The sequence below is a fragment of the Nakamurella sp. GG22 genome (assembly GCF_052976845.2).
Genome location: NZ_JBRIIO020000001.1, coordinates 408,524 through 432,271 on the forward strand (window position 1 = coordinate 408,524; position 23,748 = coordinate 432,271).

Genomic DNA, 23,748 nt, shown 5'->3' on the forward strand with positions numbered 1-23,748 from the left:
TCCGGCCGCCGCCGAACTCATCGAGCATCGTGACGGCAGACCCGACGGTAGAAGCTGAACCACGGTTGAGGTCAAGCCGAGGACGGCAGTCGGGCGTAGCGTGCGTGACCGTGCAGAACGAGCCCGATGCGTTGCCGGCCCTGCTGTCCCGCGCCGCCGACGCCGCTGCCGAGTACCGCGCCTCCCTGACCGAACGGCGAGTCGCACCGACGATCGGTGCCGCCGAATTGCGCGCAGCCTTCGGCGGCCCCCTCCCTGCCGGTCCCACGCCGGCCGGTCAGGTGCTGGAAGAGTTGATCCGTGCGGCCGAGCCCGGCCTGGTCGCCGCGGCCGGGCCACGGTTCTTCGGGTTCGTCGTCGGTGGGTCGCTGCCGGCCGCGACGGCAGCTGACATGATGGCCGTCGGCTGGGACCAGTTGGCGTTCAACGCGTTGACGAGCCCGGCCGCGAGCGTGGCCGAGGAGGTCGCCGGCGGCTGGCTCAAGGAGCTCCTGGGCATCCCGCCGACCGCATCGGTCGGGTTCGTCACCGGCGCGCAGGCCGCCAACACGGTGGGCCTTGCCACCGGGCGTCACGCCGCCCTCGAACAGGCCGGGTGGGACGTCGAGCAGGACGGCCTGGCCGGTGCGCCGCCCTTGCGGGTGCTGGCGAGCATCGAGCGGCACGCCACCATCGACCGATCGTTGCGGCTGCTGGGTCTGGGCAACAACAGTGTCGAGCCGGTACTGGCCGACTCCAACGGCGCCATCGACATCGCCGACCTGGCAAGGGTTCTGCACTCCCGGCCGGCCGGCCCGACGGTGGTCTGCCTGCAGGCGGGCAACGTCAACACCGGGGCCTGTGACGACCTGCGGGCCGGCTGCGAACTGGTGAAGGCGCACGGCGGCTGGGTCCATGTGGACGGCGCCTTCGGGCTGTGGGCGGCGGCCAGTCCGCCCACCGCGGCGCTGGTCGACGGCATCGAACTCGCCGATTCGTGGGCGTGCGACGGGCACAAGTGGCTCAACGTCCCCTACGACTCCGGCTTCGTCTTCTCCGCCCATCCGGCGGCGCACGCAGCGGCCGCGTCCTACACCGCTTCCTACCTCGTCGGCTCCGGCGCTGTGCACTCTCCGTCCGATTACGTCCTCGAGTCCTCCCGCAGGGCAAGAGGTTTCACGGTGTGGGCCGCGCTGCGGGAACTCGGCAGCGACGGCGTCGCCGAACTGGTCGACCGGTGCTGCCGGCTCGCCCGGCGGTTCGCCGCCGGGCTGTCGGCCGGCGGCGCCGAGGTGGTCAACGACGTGGTGCTGAACCAGGTGCTGGTCAGCTTCGGGTCGGACGCGGACACCGACGCGACGGTCGAGGGCGTGCAGCGGGACGGGACCTGCTGGCTGGGCGGCACCACCTGGCGGGGCCGCCGGCTGATGCGCGTCTCGGTCTCGAACTGGTCGACGACCGAGCAGGACGTCGACCGGTCGGTGGCCGCGATCCTGCGGGTGGCTCAGGAGGTCAGAGCGTCTGGATGACGCAGGGCAGTCCGGGCGCCTTACCGATTCGCCGGTCGCCGGTGAGCAACGGGATGTCCAGGCGCGCAGCGAGTGCGACGTACAAGCCGTCGTAGAACGACAGGTTGTCCCGCAGACTCCAGGCAACTGCGGCGAGAGCCCCGGCGTGCGAGTAGCGATGGTCGACCGCGTCCGTTGCCGTGGCGAGCGCGACCAGCGCCTGGTCGGAGGTGATATCGCCCATCCGGACCCGTCGGCGCAGGACGTTGCCCAGTTCGGCGTCGATCAGGTGCGGCGCATGGCACTGCGTGACCATCAGCCGGGCGCGGAGGTCGGCGGCCTCTGGAGACACACCGATCAATGCGAAGGCCAGCGCTGACGCATCTATCACCAGATCCGTCACCGACGGTCCGCGTCGAGATCGCCGACGATGCTCTCCAATGTCGATCCGGGGTGGTCCCCCGCCGTCATGGCCGCCTCGACCGCGGCCCAGGCTTCCGCCTTGGTGCGCCGCTGAGCGAGTTCGACCACCTGCTCGCGCATATACGCCTGAATCGACTGTCCGGCCGCTCGCGCCCGTCGGCGAATCGTCTCGTACGTCTCCTCCGGAAGATCACGAATCTGAATGGTCGCCACCAGTCGATACTAGCGCGGTTGCGCTGATTCAGCGCTAGAACGTCGCGGCAGCTCAGATGCCGCCGACCAACTCCGTGCTGACCTCCCACAGCCGCAGGGCGTCATCCCGGTCGTAGCTCTGCGGGGCCGACTTCTTCCGCTTGCTGTTGACGAAGAACCGGCCGGTCACACCCTCGACCTCCGGTGACGACGCCAGGTAAATCGACGTCTCCGCGCCCTGCTCCGGGCTCTTCAGCAGCAGCCGGCCGACCGGCATGATCAGCTTCTGCAGCCAGCCGGGGTCCTCCGAACCGAACCCGGTGCGGACCACCCCCGGGTGCAACGCGTTGGCGGTGACGCCGCGGCCGGCGAGCCTGCGGGCCAGTTCGTAGCTGAACAACAGGTTGGCGAGTTTGGATTGGTTGTAGGCGCGCGCGCCGGAATACGACCGCTCAGCCTGCAGGTCGTCGAAGTCGATGCGGCCCAATGCCTGCGCGTTGGAGGACACGGTCACCACCCTGGCCGGGGCGCCCGCGGTCAACCGCTCCAGCAGCAGGTTCGTCAGCAGGAAGGGGGCCAGATGGTTCAGCGCGAACGTCCGCTCCAGGCCGTCAACGGTGACCTGACGGTGATTCCAATACCCGCCGACGTTGTTGACCAGGACGTCGATTCGGGCGTACCTGCCCGCCAGTTCCGTTGCCAGCCGGCGCACCTCCCGCAGCGACGACATGTCCGCGACGAAGACGTCGACATCGGCGTCGGCGTGGCCGGCGCGGATCTCGCTCGCGGCCGCCTCCGCACGTCCGGCATTCCGTCCGGTGATCGCGATTCGCGCGCCGAGACCAGCGAGGCCCATCGCCGTCGCCCTGCCAATGCCGCCGGTGGCCCCGGTGACCACGACGATCTTGCCCGTCATCGGCGCGGTGTTGCAGGTGACCATGTCGACCTTTCATCTCGCCTGACAAATCAGTCCCACTGGGCCCCTCTCCACACCCTTGCACCGACAGGGTCGTCCGTGCTGCGGCGGCGCGGGTGACACTTGACCAGGCCGCCCTCGCGAGCAGGCCGCGTTCGGCCTCAGTGGAGCAAGGCCGGTCTCGTTGTCGTCTTGTTGAGACGTGGGTCTCCGTGGCGGTCATAGTTGCTCCAGCCGATTGCCGCCGATCCCCGCAGACGCAGGAGAGCCGATGCCGACTGGACCTGTCACGTCGCAGGATGCCGGGACGGACATACCCCGCACGCGCAAGAACATCAGCAGGCACCGGCTGTGCGTGGGGGTCATCGTTGCGGTGGTTGCGGGCACGGCGGTCGGGCATCTTCGGCCGACAAGCCGCTGGGCCGGCTGTCCTCGGCACCGCGTTCGTGAACCTGATCAAGATGATGATCGGCCCGATCATCATCTGCACCATCGTGCTGGGCATCGGGTCGGTCCACAAGGCGCATCAAGGCAGGGCGCGTCGAGCTGCACCCGACGGATAGCGAAACCTCACATTCGACGTCAATCTATTGACCACGAAAAAGTGTCGTATGACGAAGATGGAGGAACCACAGAATGTTTTCGCGCATCGCGGTGATCAATAGAGGCGAACCGGCGGTCAGATTTATTCAAGCGGTTCGGGAACTGAACGCGGAATTCGGGTACGCCATCAAGGTGATCGCGCTGCATTCCCGGGCTGAACGCGGCGCGTTGTTCGTCCGGTTGGCCGACGAGCGTGTGCTGCTGCGGGGAAGTGGCGAGGTGGGCAATCCGTACCTGGACCATGCAGAGCTGGAACGGGCGATGATCGCAGCCGAGGTCGATGCCTGCTGGCCCGGTTGGGGGTTTGTGTCCGAGGACGCCGGCTTCGTCGAGGTGTGCAACCGCATCGGGGTGAGGTTCATCGGCCCGCCGGCCGCCGCGATGCGCACGCTCCGCGACAAGATGCAGGTCAGGTTTCTGGCCGAGGCGACCAACGTGCCGGTGGCGCCCTGGAGCCGAGGTCCGGTGGAGGATATGGCCTCCGCGCTGGAGCACGCCGAGGTCATCGGCTACCCGCTGATCCTCAAGGCCCGCAGCGGCAAAGGCGGCCGCGGCATCCGGACGGTCGTGCACCCCAGCGAGCTCGAAAAGGCGATCGAGCGCACCCGGTCGGAAGCGCACAAGGCGTTCGACGACGACGCCATCCTCATGGAGAAGCTGATCGTCGGCGGACGGCACCTCGAGGTCCAGGTCATCGCCGACAACCACGGCAACGTATGGGCGCCCGGCATCAGGGACTGCTCCATCCAGCGCGGCAACCAGCAGCTGATCGCGGAATCCGGCTCGCCCGCGCTCACCGAGCAGCAGGAAACCGACCTGCGGCGCAGTGCGGTCGCCCTGGTCAAGGCGGCCGATTACCGCGGCGCCGGCACGGTGAAATTCCTGTACCAGCCCGACGAAAGGGTTTTCGCCCTGCTCGGGGTGAGCACCCGGCTCCAGGCGGCGCATCCGATCACCGAACTGTGCACCGGGCTCGACCTGGTGAAGCTGCAGATCATGGTGGCCGATGGCCATCGGCTGATAGGCGACCCGCCACCGAACTCCGGATATGCCATCGAGGCCCGGCTGAGCGCGGAGGACGCCGACAGCGGCTTCGCCCCGTCCCCGGGGAAGGTGGAGTTGCTGACGCTGCCGAACCGGCCGGGCATCCGGGTGGACACCGGAATCGCCACCGGCGACGAGATCATTACTGACTACGGATCGACGATCGCCAAGATCAGCGCCTGGGGCCGGGATCGAGCCGAGGCGATGGCCCGGCTGCGCGTCGCGCTGCGCGGGACGGCCGTCGTGGTGAAGAACGGGACGTCCACCAAGTCGTTCCTGTTGGGGCTGCTCGATCACCCCGAGGTGATCAACGGCACCGCGGATACCGGTTGGCTGGACCGGGCCGGGTTGACCGAAACGTCAACGGTCGCACCGTTTGCGGACGTCGCACTGCTGTATGCGGGTATCGACGTCTACGAAGCCGAGGAGGCGCTGGAACGCGAGTCGTTCCTCCGGTCCGCACGTGGTGGTCGGCCCCGTGCCGACCACACTGTCGGTCGCAGGATCGAGCTCGGCTATCAGCATCAGACCTACGGCCTGAACGTCGCCCGGATCAGCCCGAAACACTTCCGGGTCGGAATCGTCGATGCCAGATACGACGGCGGAGAGACCGTCGTCGACGTTGAGATCGACCGGAAGAGCACGTTCGAGACCCGGCTGAGCCTGGGTGACCGGCAGCATCACATCGTCGCGTCGAGCACCCCGCACGGTCACCGGGTCGAGGTGGACAGCGTCAGTCATCGGGTCAGCCGGGACGAGAGTGGCGTTGTCCGGTCGCCCGCTCCGGCGGTGGTGGTCGCCGTCCGCGCGGCCGCAGGCACCGACGTCGATGCCGGCGATACCGTGATGATCCTGGAAAGCATGAAGATGGAGTCCCCGGTCAAGGCGCCCTACGCGGGCCGGGTGCGGGAGATCCTGGCCGGGGTGAACTCCCAGGTCGACCGCGGCGGCGAGCTGCTGCGGATCGACCGGATCGATGACGGAGCCGCTGCCAGCACCACCCCCACCGTCGAGTTCACAGCGGGTGCAACCCGATCCCCGGACGCGAGGGCGCAGGCGCTGTCCGATCTGGCCACGATGCGTGCCCTGGTGATGGGCTACGACGTGAGCACCGATCGAGCCAAAGAGGCACTCGCGGACTACGACCGCCTTCGTGACCAGGTGCCCCCGATCGACGATGAGCGGTTGACCGCGTCGCTCGATGTCCTCGCCACCTTCACCGACATCTGTGAGCTGTCCCGGAACCTACCGGCCGGTGCGGAGGAGGCCGGTGACGAGCGGGTGCACAGCCCGAGCGAGTACTTCCACTCCTACCTCCGCTCACTCGACCCGGAGCGGGAGGGACTGCCGCAGGCGTTCCGCAGCCGGCTCGCCGCGGTGCTGGAACACTACGGCGTCACCGATCTGAAGCCGAGCCCGGCGCTGGAGCACGCGGTGCTCCGCATCTTCCGGGCCCAGGAGCGGGTCGCGGACCAGATCCCGATCGTCTCCAGGCTGCTCGAGCGGTGGCGCAACGCCGTCCCGCAGGTCGGCAGCGACATGCAGCGGGCGGCCGGGGAGGTCGTCGACCGTCTGGTGGTGGCGACCAGGCTGCGGTATCCGGTGTTGGGAGACCTGGCCAGCAGCATTCGGTACGAGACATTCGAGCGTCCGCTGATCGACGGGGCCCGCAGCCAGGTGTACGCCGAGGTCCGCGAGCAGCTTGCGCACCTGGCGGAGAATCCGAACCCCGCCAGGTATGCGGAACTGGTCAACACCCTTGTCCCCATCCGCGAGCCGCTGCTCCCGGTGCTGATCGAACAGATCACGTCCAAGGGGCCCGGCCAGCAGGCGATGCTGGAGGCGATCACCCGCAGGTACTACCGGATACGCACGCTGGAGCAGGTCAGGGCTTTCCGGCGGGACGACAGGCCCTATGTCACAGGGCTGTTCGAACTCAATGGGGAGCGCCGCGAGCTGGTTGCGTCGATCGCCGACTACAACGACCTGCCCGGCGCATCGGCTGCGCTCAGCGCGCTCGCGGAAAAAGCGAACGATCCGGCGAACGTGGTGATCGACATCTACCTGGCATGGCCGGACGCTCCGGCCGACGGTGATCAGGTCTCGACGGCCTTGAAAGCCGCGCTGGAACACCAGCCCGCGCTCGCCGCCAGCCGTCGGGTCACCGTCATTGTGGCTTCGGTCGACGACGTCCCGGTGCAGCAGTTCACCTTCCGGCCGTCCGCCGACGGGCTGTCGGAGGAAAGGGTGATCCGGGACATGCATCCGATGACCGGTCAACGGCTGGATCTGTGGCGGCTGAAGAACTTCACCGGCACCCGGTTGCCATCGGCGGAGGGCACCTTCCTGTCCCATCTCGTGGCGCCGGGCAACCCGTCGGACGAGCGGCTCGTCGCGCTGGCCGCGGTCAGGGACCTCACCCCGTTGCGGGACGCCGACGGTCAGGTGGTCTCGTTCCCTGCCGCTGAACGGGTACTCGCCGCCTGCCTGGAAAGCATCAGGCGGGCGAAGGCGCAGCACAGCGGCAAACGGCGACTGGACAACAACCAGGTCTTCCTGCACGTCTGGCCGACCATCGATGTCCCGCTGACCGACCTCGCCGGGGTCGCCCAGATGAGCGCGCCGACGACGTCGGGCACCGGGCTGGTCGAGATCACCGTGATGGCCCGGATGAAGGACCCTGCAAGCAGGTCCTCCGGTGTCGACTCATCGGACCCTGCAAGCAGGTCCTCCGGTATCGATTCATCGGACCCTGCAAGCAGGTCCTCCGTGCGGAAGGTCGCCCTGCACTTCGCCTATCGGGCCGGTGCCGGGGTGACCGTCACGGTGTCCGATCCGCCGACCGAGGCGTTGGCCCCGTTGGACGAGTACACCCAGAAGGTGCAACAGTCTGCTGCGCGCGGCGCGTTGTACCCGTACGAGATCGTTCCGATGCTCACCGGCCCAGCGGGCAGCTTCACCGAATACGACTTCACCGACGGGGTGTTCGGCCCGGTGGATCGGCCCCGTGGCAAGAACACCGTCGGGGTGGTGGCAGGGGTGGTCACGACGCCGACCGAGAGGTATCCCGAAGGCATGACCAGAGTCGCGATGTTCGGCGACCCCACCAAGGCCCTCGGCACGGTGGCCGTTCCGGAGTGCGCGACTGTCGTTGCGGCGGTTGATCTCGCCGAGGAGTTGAGCGTCCCGGTGGAGTGGTTCACGTTGTCCTCCGGCGCAAAGATCTCGATGGATACCGGCACCGAGAACATGGACGCGGTGGCCAGGGCGCTGCGCCGGATCATCACGTTCACCCAAGCCGGCGGCGAGATCAATGTCATCGTGGCCGGGATCAACGTCGGTGCCCAGCCGTACTGGAACGCCGAAGCCACGGTTTTGCCGCACACCAAGGGCATCTTGGTCATGACGCCGACCAGCGCCATGGTGCTGACCGGAAAGATGTCGCTGGACTACTCCGGCGGCGTTTCGGCGGAGGACAACTTCGGTCTCGGCGGCTACGACCGGGTCATGGGCCCGAACGGTGCAGCCCAGTACTGGGCACCGAACCTCACCGCAGCCACGGAGATCCTGTTCGCCCATTACGACCACGCCTACGTCGCCCCCGGGGAGCGGTACCCGCGCCGGGCGAAGACCACGGACCCCTTGGACCGGGACGTGCGGACCTTCCCGCACATCCACCCGGACAGCCCGTTCACCACGGTGGGAGAGATCTTCTCGGCGGAGACCAACAAGGACCGGAAGAAGCCCTTCGACATCAGAACGGTCATCCACGCAGTCACCGACCAGGACCATCAAACCCTGGAGCGGTGGGCGGGAATGGCCGATGCCGACACCTCCGTCGTGGTCGACGCGCACCTCGGCGGGTATCCGGTCGTCATCGTCGGGATCGAAGCGCGCAACATTCCGCGACGCGGTTCCATCCCGGCCGACGGGCCGGACCGGTTCACCGCGGGAACCATGTTCCCGAAGTCGTCGAAGAAGACGGTACGGGCGATCAACGCGGCCTCCGGCAGTCGCCCGCTGGTGGTATTGGCAAACCTGTCCGGATTCGACGGCTCACCGGAATCAGCGCGCAACTCGCAGTTGGAGTTCGGGGCCGAGATCGGCCGATCCATCGTCAATTTCGACGGCCCGATCATCTTCTGCGTCGTCTCCCGACTGCACGGCGGTGCGTTCGTGGTGTTCGCCGGCGCGCTCAACGAGAACATGGAGGTCATCGCAGTCGAGGGATCGTTCGCCTCGGTGATCGGTGGCGCGCCCGCAGCCGCGGTGGTCTTCACCCGGGACGTGAACACCCGGACCGCCAACGACAAGCGGATCAAGGAACTCGAGTCCGACATCGCCGGCGCCGCCGACGACGCGAAACGAGGCGAACTCCGGGCCCAACTCGCTGAAATGCGCAGCATCGTGCGGTCGGAGAAGCTCGGTGAGGTCGCGGCCGAATACGAACAGATCCACAACATCGAACGCGCCCGCCAGGTCGGCTCCGTGCACACCATCATTCCGGCCGTGCAGTTGCGGCCATATCTGATCAAGGCCGTCGAACGCGGGATGGCCAGGAGTAGCTGACCCCTCACCGTGCGGAGGGGTCACCGGAGTCGGGCGTCGCGGGCAGGGCTGGCACAGTGACCACCCGTGCCCACGGAACCCGCCGCGCCGCCGCCCGGCCTCAACCGGCAGATCCTGCGCCTCGCGGTCCCCGCACTCGGCGCGCTGCTGGCCGAACCGACCTTCTTGCTCGTCGACGCCGCGATCGTCGGGCACCTGGGCACCGAGCAACTGGCCGGGGTGGGGATTGCGTCCGTCGTCCTGGGCACACTGGTCGGCCTGTCGGTGTTCCTCGCCTACGGCACGACGGCGCAGGTCGCCAGGTCACTCGGCGCCGGGGAGCCCGACCGTGCGCTGCGGTTCGGCATCGCCGGGCTGTATCTCGCGGTGATCATCGGCGCGGCGGTGCTGCTGATCGGCTGGCCGGTGGCGCCGACCGTGATCGGCTGGTTCGGCGGCGGCCCGGCCGTCTCCGGCTACGCCGTGACGTTCCTGCGGATCTCGCTGATCGGCCTCCCCGCGATGCTCGCCGTGCTGGCCACCACCGGGGTACTCCGCGGACTGCAGGACACCAGAACCCCTTTGCTGGTCGCCGTTGTCGGCGCGGTGGTCAACGTCGGACTGAACCTCTGGCTGGTCATCGGGCTGCAGCTCGGCGTCGCGGGTTCGGCGATCGGCACGGTGATCACCCAGGCCCTGATGGCGGTGGTGCTGATCGGGGTTGTCGCCGTGGAGGCGCGGCGAACCGGGGCGCCGCTGACGCCGCACGCCGGGCTGATCCGGGGTGCAGGCCGGGCCGGGATCCCGCTGTTCATCCGGACGCTGACCCTGCGGTTCGCCATCATCGTGACGACCGTCGTCGCGGCCCGGCAGGGCGTCATTGCGCTGGCCGCACAACAGGTCGTGCTGGCGATCTGGAACTTCCTCGCGCTCGGCCTCGACGCGCTGGCGATCGCCGCCCAGGCGTTGACCGGCAAGGCGCTCGGCGAGGGCGACCGGGTCGCCGCCCGTTCGTTGACCGCGGCGATGCTCCGCTGGGGGGTCTGGGCCGGCGTGGTGATCGGCGCCGCCGTGCTGCTGGTGCACGCCGTCGCCGGGTCCGCCTTCTCGCCCGATCCCGAGGTGCGCGCCGCAGTCGCCGCTGCGTTGATCGTGGTGGCGGTGTCTCAACCACTCTCGGGGTGGGTCTTCGTGCTCGACGGGGTGCTGATCGGCGCCGGTGACGGGGTCTATCTGGCCGGCGCGGGCGTCGTCACGCTGGTGGTGTACCTGCCCGCGGCCGCGGCGGTGGGGGCGTTCGCGCCCGGTGGCGCGGCCGGGCTGGTCTGGCTGTGGGTGGCGTTCACCGTCGCCTTCATGGGTGCCCGCGCGGTCACGCTCGGGCTCCGCTACCGCGGCGACCGCTGGCTCGTCACCGGCGCCGAACGCTGACCGGACCCCGGCTTGCCCCGCCGGTGCGGCGGATGCTCGACTGACCCCATGAACGCGACGACACGAGTGGCAGATACACGAGTTGCAGTGACCGGCGGCAGCGGCAAGCTCGGCAGGGCGGTCGTCACCGACCTGATCGAGAACGGTTACCAGGTGGTCAATCTGGACCGCGTCCCGTTGTCCGACCCGCGGGCGCAGTTCGTCAAGGTCGACCTCACCGACTATGGCCAGACGGCCGCCGCCCTGCAGCGGGTGGATGACCGGTACGACAGCATCGACGCCGTCGTACATCTCGCGGCCATTCCCGCACCCGGGCTGACCACCAACGCAGCCACCTTCCACAACAACATCACCGGCACCTACAACGTCTTCGAGGGCGCTCGGGCGGCCGGCATCACCACGATCGTCTGGGCCTCCAGCGAGACGGTGCTGGGCCTGCCGTTCGGGCCCGCGTCACCACCGCCGTACATCCCGGTCGACGAGGAGTACCACCCGCGGCCGCACTCGGCGTACTCGCTGGCGAAGACACTCGAGGAAGAAATGGCGTCGCAGTACTGCCGCTGGAATCCGGAACTCTCGATGACCGGCCTGCGGTTCTCGAACGTGATGGACCCCGCCGACTACGCGGCCTTCCCCGGCTACGACGCCGATCCGACCAGCAGGATGTGGAACCTCTGGGGCTACATCGACGCCCGGGACGGAGCGCAGGCCGTCCGGCTCGCGCTGCAGGCGGACCGCAAGGGCATGGACGTCTTCATCGTCGCCAACGCCGACACGGTGATGAGCCGGGACAGCGCCTCGCTGGCCGCCGAGGTGTTCCCCGACGTGCGGGTCACCCGCGACCTGAACGGCACCGAAACCCTGCTCAGCATCGATAAGGCCGAGCGGGTACTGGGTTTCGAGCCCAGGTTCAGCTGGCGGGATCAGCGCTGACGGCACGGGCGAAGCGCACCGTCACGATCTGAAACGGCCGCACCTCCAGTGCGATGCCGCCGTCGGCGGCCAGCGTGACGGCCCCGACGGGTTGCTCGAGCAGGTCGGTGAACTCGGCGCCCCGGTGCTCGAATCCCGCCAGCAGCGTCGCGCGGGTGCGGCGACCGAGCGACTCGTAGAGCCGGACGACGACGTCGCCGCTGCCGTCCTCCGCGAGCTTGACGGCCTCCACCAGGACGCCGGGATCGGACACCGCGACGATCGGTTCGACCGGGTGGCCTCCGCGCAGCACGCGCACAGGTTGGTTGAGCCGCTGACCCGCCCGCACTGCGTCGGCGATCTCGGCGCCCACGACGAGGCTGACGCTGAGGGTGTGCCGGCCCCGGTCGGTCTGCGGATCCGGGAACTTCGGGCCTCGCAACAGCGACAGCCGCACAGTGGTGGCCGCCTTGCCTGTCGCGGGCACGACGGTCCGGTGGATGTCATGGCCGTACGTCGAGTCGTTGGCAACCGCGACGCCCCAGCCCGGCTCCCCCACGTGCACCCACCGGTGCGCGCACGTCTCGAACTTGGCCCGCTCCCAGCTCGTGTTCTCATGCGTCGGCCGGTACACGTGCCCGAACTGGATCTCCGACGCGGCCCGGTCGGCGATGCAGTCGACCGGGAACGCCAGCTTGAGGATGGTGCGGTCCTCGTGCCAGTTGATGTCGAACCCGAAGTCGACGGCGGCAGCGCCCGGTCGCAGGGTGATGGTCTCGACGATGGTCGAGCGCGTCGTCGAGCGGCTGACCCGCACAGCGGCACTGCCGTCATCGGTGGGTAGGACAACCAGCTCGTCGACCGTGACCAGGTCGGTGCTCACGCGCCGGTAGTGCTCGTCGATGTCCCAGGCCTCGTACCGCGTCGGCCGGTCGTTGTGCAGCTGGAGCAGTCCTGCTGCCTGGCCGGGCGGGACGACCTCCCGGTCGGCGGCCAGGTCGAGCACCGATGTCAGGACACCGCGGCCGTCGATGGTGACCCGCAGCCGCCCGTTGTCGAGCAGGAATCCGCCGTCCCGTTCGGTCACGTTCACCGTGTCGCTGGTGGCGCCCGGAGCGGTGACGACCGCCATCGGAGCGACGCCGTCCAACGTGACCGGGGCCGCATTGGCGATCAGTTCCAGATCGCCGCTGCCGACCAACGCCTGGAGGGACCGGATGACGATCTGCTCCAGCCGCGCCAGCACCCGGCGGTAGTTGGCCTCGGCCTCTCGGTGCACCCACGCGATCGCGGACCCGGGAAGGATGTCGTGGAACTGCTGCAGCAGCACGGTGCGCCAGATCTCGCGCAGTTCGTCGGTCGGATACGGCAACCCGACGCGCACGAAGGCCGTCGTCGCCCACAGTTCGGCGGCCCGCAGCGCGTGCTCGGAGCGCCGGTTGCCCTGTTTGGTGCGCAGCTGTGAGGTGTACGTGCCGCGGTGAGTCTCCAGGTACAGCTCGCCGCTCCACACCGCGGGGCTCGCCAACTCGGCCTCGGCATCGGCGAAAAACCGTGCTGCGGTGCCGATCTGGACGCGCGGCGAGCCCTCGAGGTCCGCGGCGCGGTGGGCCCGCTCGAGCATCTCCCGGGTCGGCCCGCCACCGCCGTCGCCGTAGCCGAACGGCACCAGCGACACGGTGCCGTGGCCGTGCTCCCGGTACTGGCGCTGCGCCCGGGCGAGCTCGGCCGCGGACAGGGTGCTGTTGTAGGTGTCGACAGGCGGGAAGTGCGTGAAGATCCGCGTGCCGTCGATGCCCTCCCACAGGAAGCTGTGGTGCGGGAACGCGTTGGTCTCGTTCCAGGAGATCTTCTGCGTGAGGAACCACTGCTTGCCGGCCGCCCGCGCGATCTGCGGCAGCGCAGCCGAGTAGCCGAAGGAGTCCGGCAACCAGACCTCCCGGGGGTCGACCCCCAGCTCCTCGCGAAAGAACATCGTGCCCAGCACGAACTGCCGGGCCATCGCCTCGGAACCGGGCATGTTGGTGTCGGACTCCACCCACATACCGCCGACCGGCACGAACCGGCCCTCGGCCACCTTCTCCTTGATGCGGTCCCACAGGTGCGGGTAGTGCTCCTTCACCCACGCGTACTGCTGCGCCGACGAACAGGAGAACACGACGTCCGGATCCTGGTCCATCAGGTCCAGAACGTTGGCGAAGGTGCGCGCGCACTTACGCACCGTCTCCCGCACGGGCCACAGCCAGGCGGAATCGATGTGGGCGTGCCCGGTGGCCACGATGCGATGCGCGCTGGCGTACGCCGGCTTGGTCAGCAGCGGCCGTAGCACCGCCCGAGCGGTAGAGGCCGTCCCTGCGACGTCCGACGGATCCACGACGTCGATCGCCCGGTTGAGCCCGGCGACCAGCTCCGCACGACGCGGCAGGTCAGCGGGCAGCTCGTCCGCCAGGGAGGCGAGCACCTCGAGGTCGTGACGCAGGGCGTCGACCTCCCGGTCACGTACGGCGACATCGACCTGGCGCAGCAGGTAGATCGGTTCGTCGCCGGCGGTGGCCTTGTCCCCTAGTGGGGTGGGATGCCAGGAGCCGTAGTCGGCCAGCTCGGGGTTGGCCGCGGCCTCCAGGTAGAGATCGATCCGGCCGCTCGGATCCTCGACGGGCAGGTATCGGTTGTACGGCTCGATCGCCTTGATGATCGTGCCGTCCGGCCGGAAGGCCAGCCCCTCCGCCTGGCCGCCCTCCATCCTCGCGCGGAACCCGAGGTCGACGACGATCTCGACATCACTGCCGTCGGCGAGCCACAGGGCCGGCACCTGCCCGGTGATGTGCAGCCACAGCGTGCTCCAAGCCTTTCCCCATGCAGTGCCGACCGCGAACCGCTCGTACCGCTGGCCGAGTGCCACGGCCGCCGGGACCGGCTCGTCCGGGACCGGCCACGCCGCGACGTCGAGCTGGTGGACGCGGGGGTAGATCGCCGGCACCACCAGCTCCTCGAGGAACCGCCCGAGCCGCCCGCGGTACTGCCACTCGTCATCACGCACAGCGGCGCTCCTTCGGCCCGTCAGCGGTCATCAATAGTGCGCACATGTGCGCATACTTGCTAGTCTAGATCGAGGAGGGCGGGCTCATGACGACAGTTCTCGACGTTCTGCGGGGCCGCGGGTACGGCGACGTCGACGAGGCGGCACTGGTGCGCGCGGTCGAGGCGGCGTTGCCCGCGCGAGCCGATGGAACTCTCGACGATGCCGCGCGGGAGTTCATGCGCGAACATGCGGGTGTGCCCGTCACCGATCTGGCGGGAGCGGCGCAACGGATGGCCGCCCGGAACATCGCCGCGGCAGCACAAACCCTGCCTACGGCCGCTGTTGCCGACCTCCTCGGGCTCCACCGCACCAGGATTCAGCATCTCCGGGAGGACGGAGATCTTTACGCGTACCGGGACGGCCGAACGAACCGGTACCCGCTGTGGCAGTTCACGTCTGACGGCAGGCCGTTGCCGGGACTGCGGCAGGTGCTGGCCGAGTTGGGGGACGCACATCATTCGGTCATCACCGGACTGATGACCACGGAGCACGCTGAACTGGACGAGGGCAACGGGCCGATCAGCGCCCGTGAATGGCTCGCCGGCGGGCGGGATCCGGCGCCGATCGTCGAGCTTGCCCGCAGCGTCACCGCGCCCTGGTGATCCCGAAGCTGCCCGACCGGCCCGATCCCAGCACACTTGCCAACTCCCGACCCGAATTCCACACCGTCCCGACCAGCACCGTGCTGTGGCGGATTCACCGCACGACCGGCGCTCAGGTCACCGCCTGGAACGTGCTGCGCGAATTCGGCCCGATCGGTTCGTGCCGGTTCGATCCGCACCCCGAGGGTCCGCCGCGGCTGCATCCCGGGACGGGTGTGCTGTATGCGGCAGGCAACCTGCCGACCGCGCTCGCGGAGGTGTTCCAGTCAACCCGGGTCGTCGACTGCCTGACGGACTCTCCCGCGGCGACCGCATTCCGGTTCAACCGGCCCGTCCGGTTGCTCGACCTCACCGGAGGGTGGCCGCTGCGGGCCGGCGCATCGCACGTGATCAACACCGGACGCCGCTCTGCCACCCGCGCCTGGGCCCGGGCTTTCCTGAGTGCCTGGCCGGCACTGGACGGCCTATGGCACACGTCCAGCCTCACCGGCGACCCGTGCGTCACCGTCTATCCGGCTGCCGCCGACGCCCTACCCGACGATCCCGCACACACCTTCGGGCTCAGCGATACGCTCTACGGACATTGGCTTCTCGGCGCCGCCGACAGCATCGGCTACGACCTGGTCACCCGTTGAGGGAGATCGGCCACGGACTTGTCCGGCCGCAGCCCCCGCCAGCTCGGCGCGCGCAGCCGGCCGTCCGGCGTCCACTCGGTGTAGGTGACCTCGCCGACCAGCGTGGGTTCCACCCAGTTCGCGTCCCGTGCATCCACCCGCGGCACCGTGTCCGCGACCGGAGAGGTGCTGCGGCGCAACGGTTTCAGGGTATTCATCAGCTGATCGAGCACCACGTCGGTGAATCCGGTGCCGACCTTCCCGGCATAGCGCAACCTGCCGTCGGCATCCGGGACGGCCACCAGCAGTGCGCCGAGCGAGCCGGCACGCCGACCCGCACCCGGCCGCCAGCCGACGATCGCCACCTCGACGTCGAGGAAGTTCTTGATCTTGAGCCAGCTCCGGGATCGCTTGCCGGGCAGGTACGTCGAGTCCCCCTTCTTGGCGACGATGCCCTCCCACTTCAGTTCGAGGCTGTGCTGCAGCGCCTCTCCGACCGGGCCGGGCAGCTGCGGCGGAACGTGGCAAATCTCGCCGGAGATGGGCAGCACCTCGAGAATGCGCCGCCGGTCGTCGTAGCGCTTGTCCAGCAACGACACCCCGTCCAGGTGCAGGACGTCGAACAACCAGAACTGGACGGAGACCTTCTGCCGGACGCGGGCCACGTCGCGCGCGGCCGCGAGGTTCATCCGTTGCTGGAGCAGGTGAAAACTGCTGCGCCCGTCGGGTTCCAGCGCGACAATCTCACCGTCCAGCACGCCGCTGTGACCGGCCATCAGTTCGGTCAGTTCCTGGAGTTCGGGATAGGCGTGCGTGAAGTCGTTCCCGGCCCGGCTGCGCAGCGTCAGCCCCCTGGGCCCGAAGGTGGCAATCGCCCGGATGCCGTCCCATTTGCCCTCGAACCGCCAGCTGTCGTCATCCGAGAACTGTTGGACGGTAGCGGCTGTCGCCAGCATCGGGGCGAGATCGTGGGGTGGTTCGGGCGGCCCCGTCGCCTTCTCGACTTTGCGCAGATAGGCCGGGCCGTCCGCCGTCTGGTCCTTCATCCGGTGCATCAGCCAGGAGTTGTCCTTGGTGCGGATCAGCACATACCGGCCACGGGCCTTCTGGCCGTTCAGGACGATCATCACCTCGTCGTCGCGCCACTTCTCCGTCGTATAGGTACCGGCATCCCAGATGGTGACGGTGCCGCCGCCGTACTCGCCGCGCGGGATGATGCCGGCAAAATCGGCGTAGTCGAGCGGGTGGTCCTCGGTCTGCACGGCGAGCCGGTTCTGACCGGTGTCGGCGGGGATGTTCTTCGGGACCGCCCACGACACCAGCACACCGCCGCGCTCCAGCCGGAAGTCGTAGTGCAGCCGGCGGGCGTGATGTTCCTGGATGACGAACGTGTTGTCGTTGCCGTGCGGCAGGAAACCCGGCTCGGGGACCGGTTCCGGCGTCTTGGCGGCGGATCGCATCGAGCGGTACTTGTCCAGCTTGCGGTCCGGGACCTCCTCCCGCGGCTCCGGATGCGGCTCCGGATGCGATGTGGCTCTGGCACTGTCGTGTGATCCGACCCGTCGCCGCCCCGGCCGAGCACGGTGCTCGGCGCCGGCGTTGTCGCCGGTCTCCAGGCCCTGCATGGGATCCGGCGCCTCCGCCAGTAAGGCCACCACCTCGGAATAGTCGAGGTGGCGCAGCTCCGGGTCCTCCAGTTCTTCCCAGGTCCGCGGCGCCGCGACCGTCGGCCGGTCGCGGCCGCGCAGCGAGTACGGCGCGATGGTCGTCTTGGACGCGTTGTTCTGCGACCAGTCGATAAAGATCTTGCCCGGGCGCAGCGCCTTCGCCATCCGGGAGACGACCTTGCCGGGCATGTCCTGCTCGATCGCCTCGGCGATCTCCCGGGCGAACTGCGACGCGTCATCGGAGGTCATCGTGCCGTCGAGCCGGCCATAGAGGTGGATGCCCTTGGACCCGCTGGTCACCGGCACCAGCGGCGCACCCGCCATCCGGCTGCGCACGGCACGCGCGACCACGGCGCATTCGGCGAGGCCGACCCCTGGACCGGGATCCAGGTCGAAGACCACCCGGTCCGGATGTGCGCTGTCGAAGCCGGCCTCGTCGAGCTCAGCGGATTCCGAATCCGGGTCGAGTTCGGGGAACCGCCATTGCGGCACGTGCAGTTCCAGCGCCGCGATCTGACCGAACCAGGCGAGCGTTGCCGGCGAGTCGACGACCGGGTAGGCCTTCGGGCCATCGGAATGGACGATCACCCTGCGGGTCACCCAGGACGGCGCACCCCGGCCGAGATCCTTGTGGAAGAACGGCGTCGTGCTCACCCCGTCGGGCCACCGTTTCCGGGTCACCGGCCGGCCCGCGAGGTGCGGGATCATCGCGTGGGCGACTTCGGCGAAATACGCGATGACGTCTGATTTGGTCGTACCGGTCGCCGGGTACAGCACTTTCCGCAGCCGGGTGAGGGCGAGCCGGTGGCCGTCGAGCTCGATCGTCGCCGAATCCCCCGCCACGCCGCACACCTCCTGTTGATCTTCGGTCGCTGAGAGTTCGATCTTGGGAATCGGTCTGGCTCGGTCAAGTAGGAAGGTCCATCATGGTCACCATGCGATCGATCTGGAAAGGCTCCGTGGCGTTCGGACTGGTGAACGTGCCGGTCAAGGTGTACTCCGCCACCGAGGAGAAGGACGTCCGTTTCCATCAGGTCCACGCACAGGACGGCGGCCGCATCAAATACAAGCGGGTCTGCGAGATCGACGGCGAGGTCGTCGAGTACGCCGACATCGCCAAGGCCTACGACAGCGACGACGGTCAGACGGTGATTCTCACCGACGAGGATTTCGCCCAGCTGCCGTCGAATGCGAGCCGGGAGATCGAGGTCGAGAGTTTCGTACCCGCCGACCAGATCGACCCGATGTATTTCGACAAGAGCTATTACCTCGAGCCCGCGTCGTCGTCGACGAAGGCCTACAAGCTGTTGCTGCGAACGCTGGAGCAGACCGACCGGATCGCGATCGTGAACTTCGCGCTGCGGCAGAAGACCCGGCTCGCCGCGATGCGGGTGCGCGACGACGTGCTGGTGATCCAGACCCTGTTGTGGCCCGACGAGGTCAGGGCCGCGGAATTCCCGTCGCTGGACGAATCGGTGACGATCAAGCCCGCCGAGCTGAAGATGGCGTCGATGCTCGTCGACAGCTTCGCCGACGACTTCCGCCCCGAGGACTACACCGACGAGTACCGCGTCGAACTGCAGCAGCTGATCGAGGCGAAACTCGAAGGTGGCGAGGCGTTCCAGACGCCCGAGAAGGAGGACGAGGGCGAGGACGCCGAGGTCGTCGACCTGCTGGCCGCGCTGCAGCGCAGCGTGGAACGTCACAAGGGCGACGCCAAGAGTTCGTCATCGGGAGCGAAGTCCGAGTCCGGCCCGAGCCGGACGACTCGATCCCGCGCGACGAAGTCCACCAAGGACTCCGATTCGTCCAACGGCAAGTCCGACACCGGCGCGGCGAAGTCGACGACGCGGGCGGCCCGCAAGCCGCGGACCAAGGCCGCCGGCTGAGGCAGCCGGGCGCAGGGCTTGCTACTCGAGGGTGCGCTGCGCGGCGTGCTGGACGACGTCGGTGAGCTGCCCACGGCGGGCGAACTCGCCGCGCTGCAGGTCGGCGCCGGTGCCGGTGCGGCGTAGCCGGGCCAGCTCGTCGAACACGAAGTCCGCGTCACCGTTCGCCCGCAGGGCGACCAGCACGTGCTCGACCAGCGCGTCCACCAGGGCCCAGGCCGGCACCCGCTCGCGGGTCCGGTGGTCGAGCAGTTCACCCGCCAGCCCGAACCGCGCCGCCCGCCACGCCGCGCCGCGCAGTACCTCGATCCGGATCTGCGCAACAGGCTTGCCGTGCTGCCATTCCGCCACCGAGGTGTCCACCAGGGCCCGTGCCAGGGCCGCGATCAGCGCCGAGTCACGCACGTTGGTGCAGACGTCCGGCACTCTGATCTCCAGGGTCGGATAGGTCGCCGACAACCGGGCGTCGAAGTAGACCATCCCGTCGTCCATCGCGGCGCCGGTCGCCAGCAACCCGGTGATCGCCCGCTGGTAGCCGCCGATGTCGACGAATGCCTCGGTCGGGCCGGCGCTCGGCCACTGGCCCCAAACGATCGACCGGTAGCTCGCGTAGCCGGTGTCCTGGCCCTGCCAGAACGGTGAGTTCGCGGAGATCGCCGTCAGCACCGGCAACCAGCCCCGGATTCGGTCCAGCGCGGCGACACCCTCGTCGGGCGAGTCGACCGAGACGTGGATGTGCTGGCCACACGTCAATTGCTGGCGGGCGATGATTCCGAACATCTCGACCATGCGGTCGTAGCGTTCGTTCGGCGTCGCCGTCGGCCGGACCTTGAACGGGCTGGTGGCAACGGCGACGACATGCACGCCGGTGCTGCCGGCCGCTGAAGCAACGGCTCGGCGCAGCACCAACAGCTCATCCCGCAGCGCCCCGATGTCGACGGTCGGGGAAGACCCGATCTCGGTCTGCTCCATCTTGAACTCGTGGTCGACCCTGCCGTCCGGCCCCAGCCATTCCTGGGCGACCTCCAGCACCGAGTTCCCCGCCGATGCCGGCCGCCCGTCCACCGGGTTGACCAGCATGAGCTCTTCTTCTACCCCGACGGTGCGCATTGCCACGGGGACAGTTTGCTCCCTCCATGTTTCGGGCAGATGTGACAGGGCATGCTGGGGACAGCCGCACGCCGGCAGAAGGAGACAGACGATCAGGAATGGGACAGTGATCCCGCTGATCACCAACCGTTGATGATGGGCAGGCAGATGGCTCCCGCGAACGAACTGGGCAAGGGCAATGGCGGCGAATTCGTCCGCGACTCCCGGTACATCACAACCCGGATCACCACCGACGGCCGCGACGGATACAGGGTCGAGCCCGGCCGGTACCGGCTGGTGGTCGCCCGTGCCTGCCCATGGGCGAACCGCTCCACCATCGTCCGGCGCCTGCTGGGCCTGGAATCCGTTCTGTCGCTGGGGGTCTGCGGCCCGACCCACGACGAGCGGAGCTGGACGTTCGACCTCGACCCCGGCGGCGTCGACCCGGTGCTGGGCATCGAGCGGCTGCAGCAGGCGTTCCTGGCCCGCGACCCCGACTACCCGCTGGGTATCACCGTCCCGGCGATCGTCGACATCGGGACCGGGCAGGTCGTCACCAACAATTACCCGCAGATCACCCTTGATCTGTCGACCGAATGGCGCGAATTCCACCGCGAGGGCGCACCCGATCTGTACCCGACGGCGCTGCGCGAGGAAATCGACGCCGTGAACGACGTGGTGTTCCGGGACGTCAACAACGGGGTCTACCGGTGCGGATTCGCGGGCGGCCAGGAGGCGTACGACAAGGCGTACGACCGGCTCTTCGACCGCCTCGACTGGCTGACCGATCGGCTCACCGACCGGCGCTACCTCGTCGGCGACACCATCACCGAGGCCGATGTCCGGCTCTTCACCACGCTGGCCAGGTTCGACGCCGTCTACCACGGCCACTTCAAGTGCAACCGCAACAAGCTCAGCGAAATGCCGGTGCTGTGGGGATACGCCCGGGACCTGTTCCAGACCCCGGGGTTCGGGGACACCACCGACTTCGTCCAGATCAAGGAGCACTACTACAAGGTGCACACCAATCTGAATCCGTCGGGGATTGTCCCGAAAGGACCTGACCTGTCGGGCTGGTTCGAGCCGCACGATCGCGAACGCCTCGGTGGCTCGCCGTTCGGGAACGGCACCCCTCCGCCGTCCCCACCGGTGGACGAGATGCTCACCGCATCATGGTCACTCGACCGGGACGGGATTCAGCGCATCTCGAGCGGCTGAGCCGTCGACTCCAGCACGCTGAGCCACAGGTCCCCGTCGGGCGCCACCTGGTTGCGCACCGAGACAACGATGTCGATCGGGACGTGCACGAACCGGTTGTGCCGGCGACCGACCACCATGTCGGTGCGCCCGGCCATCCCGGCATGGGCAGCGGCCTGTGCCAGTCGCACGCAGTACACCGAGTCGTGCGCCTTGGCCGGGACGGACCGGATGGCGTAACCGGGCTCGAAGTACTTGAGCGTCAGGTCCCGGTCGAGCGAGCCGAAGTGGTCGACGACCGCCGACTCGAGGAACCTGCCGATGTCACCCAGCGAGCGGTTGCCCGAGGCGTCCGTCCCCTCGCTCCGGGCCGGAAGGAGTTCCTGACCGGCACCTTCCGCGACGACGACTACCGCACTCCCCCGCTCGGCCACCCGGCGCTCGAGCGCGGCGAGGAAGCCCGATTCGCCGTGTAGGGCGAAGGTGACCTCCGGGATCAGCACGAAATCCGCGTGGTGGTTGGCGAGTGCGGCGTAGCAGGCGATGAAACCCGCATGACGGCCCATCAGCTTCACCAGCCCGACCCCGTTGATCGCGGACTGTGCCTCGACCTGCGCCGCGGCGATCGACTCGGCGGCCACCGTGAAGGCAGTCTGGAACCCGAAACTCTGCCCGATGAAAGGGATGTCGTTGTCGATGGTCTTCGGGATGCCGATGATCCCGATCGGCAGGCCACGGCTCCGGCAGACCTCCGCGATCCGGCCCGCCCCGCGGATCGACCCGTCACCGCCGATGACGAACAGGATGTCGATACCCAGCTCGACCAGCCGATCGACCATCACCTCGGGATCCTGGGCGCCCCGGGACGTTCCGAGAATGGTCCCGCCCTGGGTGTTGATCTTGGCCACCCGCTCCGGGCTGAGGTCGACGGGGTCGTACCCCAGGGCCGGCACCAGGCCGGCAAACCCGTTCCGGAATCCGACGACATCGCTGACGCCGTAGTGCGTGTGGAGTTCCATCACCAACCCGCGGATGACGTCGTTCAACCCGGGGCAGAGCCCTCCACAGGTGACGATCGCGGCCCGGGTCGCGCCGGGCTGGTGGAACACCGTGCGCCGGGGGCCGCCCGGTTCGAGCGTGGGCAACTCGTCGAGCGGGACGCCGTGCGCCTCCAGCAGCTGGATCGTGTCGTCGAACAGCACCCGGTCGGCTTCCTCGACGTAGTGGTCGTTGGTTCGCCGTCCGCCGACATACTTGGCCAGTGCCGACTCGTGCCGGCACTCACCGAGTTGCCGGACCTGCAGGTCTTCCAGCCTCACCATCGGTCAAGCGTCCAGCGCGGGTATGACCGGCGTGTGTCGAGGGCGGAAACTCCCGCACTCAGCTGACGTCGGCGGGCAGGTCCGCGCCGGTGATCTGGGTCAGCACCCGGACCAGTGCCGGTTCCGCGGGCGTCGAGCCGAACCCGAACCGGACCGGCGGGGACACCGGCGCGAGCTCACCCAGGTCGACACCGTCCAGCCGGGCACTGACCGAGCCGATGCGGTGCAGGTCCAGCGCCCCGTACCACTCCTTGCGTCCGCCGCCCGCGGTTCCCCTGGTCCGGACACCCTTCATCACGAGCTTCGCGATCGGGTCCTGCGCGGTGGCCCACCAGCGGGCGCGGGCGAGCCGCCGGGGAACGGCCAGCATCAGCCAGCCCAACGCCGGCCGGCCGCTGACGTCGAAGCTCAGCGCCAGTTCGTCGGTGCTGACCATCCACTTCCTGCCGTCGCGGACGCGGAGCACCGGCGTCACCCTCACCTCGTCGAACTCGTACGTCGCGCTGATGAAGTCGGCCAGCTCGCGGGTCGGCGCAAGCAGGATGCGGTGCCCATCCGCCCGCTCGATCATGACGTCGGTGACGGAGCCGAACGGCGACAGCGGCCACATCCCGACGACCAGCCGGGTGCCCGAGGTGGTGCCCATCCCGGCGATCGCTCCGTCGAACTTCACCATGCCGACCACCGTAGGCGAGCCCGGCCCGTCCAGACACGAGCGGGCCGCGGCCGC

Annotated in this window: 16 protein-coding genes; 8 read left to right on the forward strand and 8 right to left on the reverse strand. The window is 68.7% G+C overall.

Annotated elements, in window-relative coordinates:
* Nucleotides 1–110: 110 nt before the first annotated feature.
* The gene (locus ACVBEQ_RS01890) at nt 111–1,508 is read left to right on the forward strand and encodes a pyridoxal phosphate-dependent decarboxylase family protein (RefSeq protein ID WP_447151709.1); all 1,398 of its coding nucleotides are present in this window, start codon (nt 111–113) and stop codon (nt 1,506–1,508) included.
* Here the strand turns inward: ACVBEQ_RS01890 and ACVBEQ_RS01895 are convergent.
* From ACVBEQ_RS01895 to ACVBEQ_RS01905, 3 genes are read right to left on the reverse strand one after another with little or no spacing between them, the layout of a single operon-like run.
* Nucleotides 1,492–1,890: a type II toxin-antitoxin system VapC family toxin gene (locus ACVBEQ_RS01895; RefSeq protein WP_447151710.1), complete on the reverse strand. Its 399-nt coding sequence runs from the start codon at nt 1,888–1,890 to the stop codon at nt 1,492–1,494. The genes ACVBEQ_RS01890 and ACVBEQ_RS01895 overlap by 17 nt on opposite strands.
* A complete protein-coding gene (locus ACVBEQ_RS01900) occupies nt 1,887–2,123 on the reverse strand; it encodes a FitA-like ribbon-helix-helix domain-containing protein (protein ID WP_447151711.1) in 237 nt (78 codons plus the stop codon). Before ACVBEQ_RS01900 ends, ACVBEQ_RS01895 begins: the two co-directional genes overlap by 4 nt.
* Nucleotides 2,124–2,175: 52 nt before the next feature.
* Nucleotides 2,176–3,018: an SDR family oxidoreductase gene (locus tag ACVBEQ_RS01905; protein ID WP_447151712.1), complete on the reverse strand. Its 843-nt coding sequence runs from the start codon at nt 3,016–3,018 to the stop codon at nt 2,176–2,178.
* 636 nt (nt 3,019–3,654) lie between these two features.
* Between ACVBEQ_RS01905 and ACVBEQ_RS01910 the strand changes: the two genes are divergently transcribed.
* From ACVBEQ_RS01910 to ACVBEQ_RS01920, 3 genes are all read left to right on the forward strand, one after another.
* On the forward strand, nt 3,655–9,234 hold the full coding sequence (locus tag ACVBEQ_RS01910; RefSeq protein ID WP_447151713.1) for an ATP-binding protein: 5,580 nt from the start codon (nt 3,655–3,657) through the stop codon (nt 9,232–9,234).
* Nucleotides 9,235–9,300: 66 nt separating this feature from the next.
* Nucleotides 9,301–10,644, forward strand: a complete 1,344-nt coding sequence (locus ACVBEQ_RS01915; RefSeq protein WP_447151714.1) for an MATE family efflux transporter — start codon at nt 9,301–9,303, stop codon at nt 10,642–10,644.
* A 48-nt stretch (nt 10,645–10,692) separates the two neighbouring features.
* Nucleotides 10,693–11,577 (forward strand): NAD-dependent epimerase/dehydratase family protein, encoded by an 885-nt coding sequence (locus ACVBEQ_RS01920; RefSeq protein WP_447151715.1) that lies wholly within the window; start codon nt 10,693–10,695, stop codon nt 11,575–11,577.
* On the opposite strand, the gene ACVBEQ_RS01925 is transcribed toward ACVBEQ_RS01920, so the two are convergent.
* A complete protein-coding gene (locus ACVBEQ_RS01925; RefSeq protein ID WP_447151716.1) occupies nt 11,555–14,596 on the reverse strand; it encodes an alpha-mannosidase in 3,042 nt (1,013 codons plus the stop codon). The genes ACVBEQ_RS01920 and ACVBEQ_RS01925 overlap by 23 nt on opposite strands.
* An 86-nt stretch (nt 14,597–14,682) precedes the next feature.
* On the opposite strand from ACVBEQ_RS01925, the gene ACVBEQ_RS01930 reads away from it, so the two are divergent.
* A complete protein-coding gene (locus ACVBEQ_RS01930; RefSeq protein WP_447151717.1) occupies nt 14,683–15,240 on the forward strand; it encodes a hypothetical protein in 558 nt (185 codons plus the stop codon).
* Nucleotides 15,237–15,875, forward strand: coding sequence for an RES family NAD+ phosphorylase (locus ACVBEQ_RS01935; RefSeq protein WP_447151718.1), 639 nt, complete (start codon nt 15,237–15,239; stop codon nt 15,873–15,875). The genes ACVBEQ_RS01930 and ACVBEQ_RS01935 overlap by 4 nt, the downstream gene beginning before the upstream one ends.
* Here ACVBEQ_RS01935 and ACVBEQ_RS01940 read toward each other — a convergent pair.
* Entirely contained in the window at nt 15,854–18,364 is a 2,511-nt protein-coding gene (locus ACVBEQ_RS01940; protein ID WP_447151719.1) for an ATP-dependent DNA ligase, read from the reverse strand. The two genes, ACVBEQ_RS01935 and ACVBEQ_RS01940, sit on opposite strands and share 22 nt — an antisense overlap.
* A 92-nt stretch (nt 18,365–18,456) precedes the next feature.
* On the opposite strand from ACVBEQ_RS01940, the gene ku reads away from it, so the two are divergent.
* Nucleotides 18,457–19,410: a non-homologous end joining protein Ku gene (gene ku, locus ACVBEQ_RS01945; protein WP_447151818.1), complete on the forward strand. Its 954-nt coding sequence runs from the start codon at nt 18,457–18,459 to the stop codon at nt 19,408–19,410.
* Nucleotides 19,411–19,431: 21 nt separating this feature from the next.
* Here the strand turns inward: ku and ACVBEQ_RS01950 are convergent, their stop codons facing one another.
* A complete protein-coding gene (locus ACVBEQ_RS01950) occupies nt 19,432–20,520 on the reverse strand; it encodes a carboxylate-amine ligase (protein ID WP_447151819.1) in 1,089 nt (362 codons plus the stop codon).
* Nucleotides 20,521–20,652: 132 nt separating this feature from the next.
* Here ACVBEQ_RS01950 and ACVBEQ_RS01955 point away from each other — a divergent pair, with 132 nt between their 5' ends.
* Nucleotides 20,653–21,717 carry a glutathione S-transferase family protein gene (locus ACVBEQ_RS01955; RefSeq protein ID WP_447151820.1) on the forward strand — a complete coding sequence of 355 codons (1,065 nt, stop codon included), beginning with the start codon at nt 20,653–20,655 and terminating at the stop codon, nt 21,715–21,717.
* Here ACVBEQ_RS01955 and ACVBEQ_RS01960 read toward each other — a convergent pair.
* A complete protein-coding gene (locus ACVBEQ_RS01960; protein ID WP_447151720.1) occupies nt 21,696–23,018 on the reverse strand; it encodes an ATP-dependent 6-phosphofructokinase in 1,323 nt (440 codons plus the stop codon). The two genes, ACVBEQ_RS01955 and ACVBEQ_RS01960, sit on opposite strands and share 22 nt — an antisense overlap.
* A 58-nt stretch (nt 23,019–23,076) precedes the next feature.
* The gene (locus ACVBEQ_RS01965) at nt 23,077–23,694 is read right to left on the reverse strand and encodes a hypothetical protein (RefSeq protein WP_447151721.1); all 618 of its coding nucleotides are present in this window, start codon (nt 23,692–23,694) and stop codon (nt 23,077–23,079) included.
* Nucleotides 23,695–23,748: the final 54 nt, after the last annotated feature.

Bases quoted from the DNA above. Each gene is read 5' to 3' on its own strand.
- ACVBEQ_RS01965 (WP_447151721.1), bottom strand. From the start codon at position 23,694: ATGGTGAAGTTCGACGGAGCGATCGCCGGGATGGGCACCACCTCGGGC.
- ACVBEQ_RS01905 (WP_447151712.1), bottom strand. From the start codon at position 3,018: ATGACGGGCAAGATCGTCGTGGTCACCGGGGCCACCGGCGGCATTGGC.
- ACVBEQ_RS01960 (WP_447151720.1), bottom strand. From the start codon at position 23,018: ATGGTGAGGCTGGAAGACCTGCAGGTCCGGCAACTCGGTGAGTGCCGG.
- ACVBEQ_RS01955 (WP_447151820.1), top strand. From the start codon at position 20,653: ATGATGGGCAGGCAGATGGCTCCCGCGAACGAACTGGGCAAGGGCAAT.
- ACVBEQ_RS01920 (WP_447151715.1), top strand. From the start codon at position 10,693: ATGAACGCGACGACACGAGTGGCAGATACACGAGTTGCAGTGACCGGC.
- ACVBEQ_RS01930 (WP_447151717.1), top strand. From the start codon at position 14,683: ATGACGACAGTTCTCGACGTTCTGCGGGGCCGCGGGTACGGCGACGTC.
- ACVBEQ_RS01950 (WP_447151819.1), bottom strand. From the start codon at position 20,520: ATGCGCACCGTCGGGGTAGAAGAAGAGCTCATGCTGGTCAACCCGGTG.
- ACVBEQ_RS01910 (WP_447151713.1), top strand. From the start codon at position 3,655: ATGTTTTCGCGCATCGCGGTGATCAATAGAGGCGAACCGGCGGTCAGA.
- ku (WP_447151818.1), top strand. From the start codon at position 18,457: ATGCGATCGATCTGGAAAGGCTCCGTGGCGTTCGGACTGGTGAACGTG.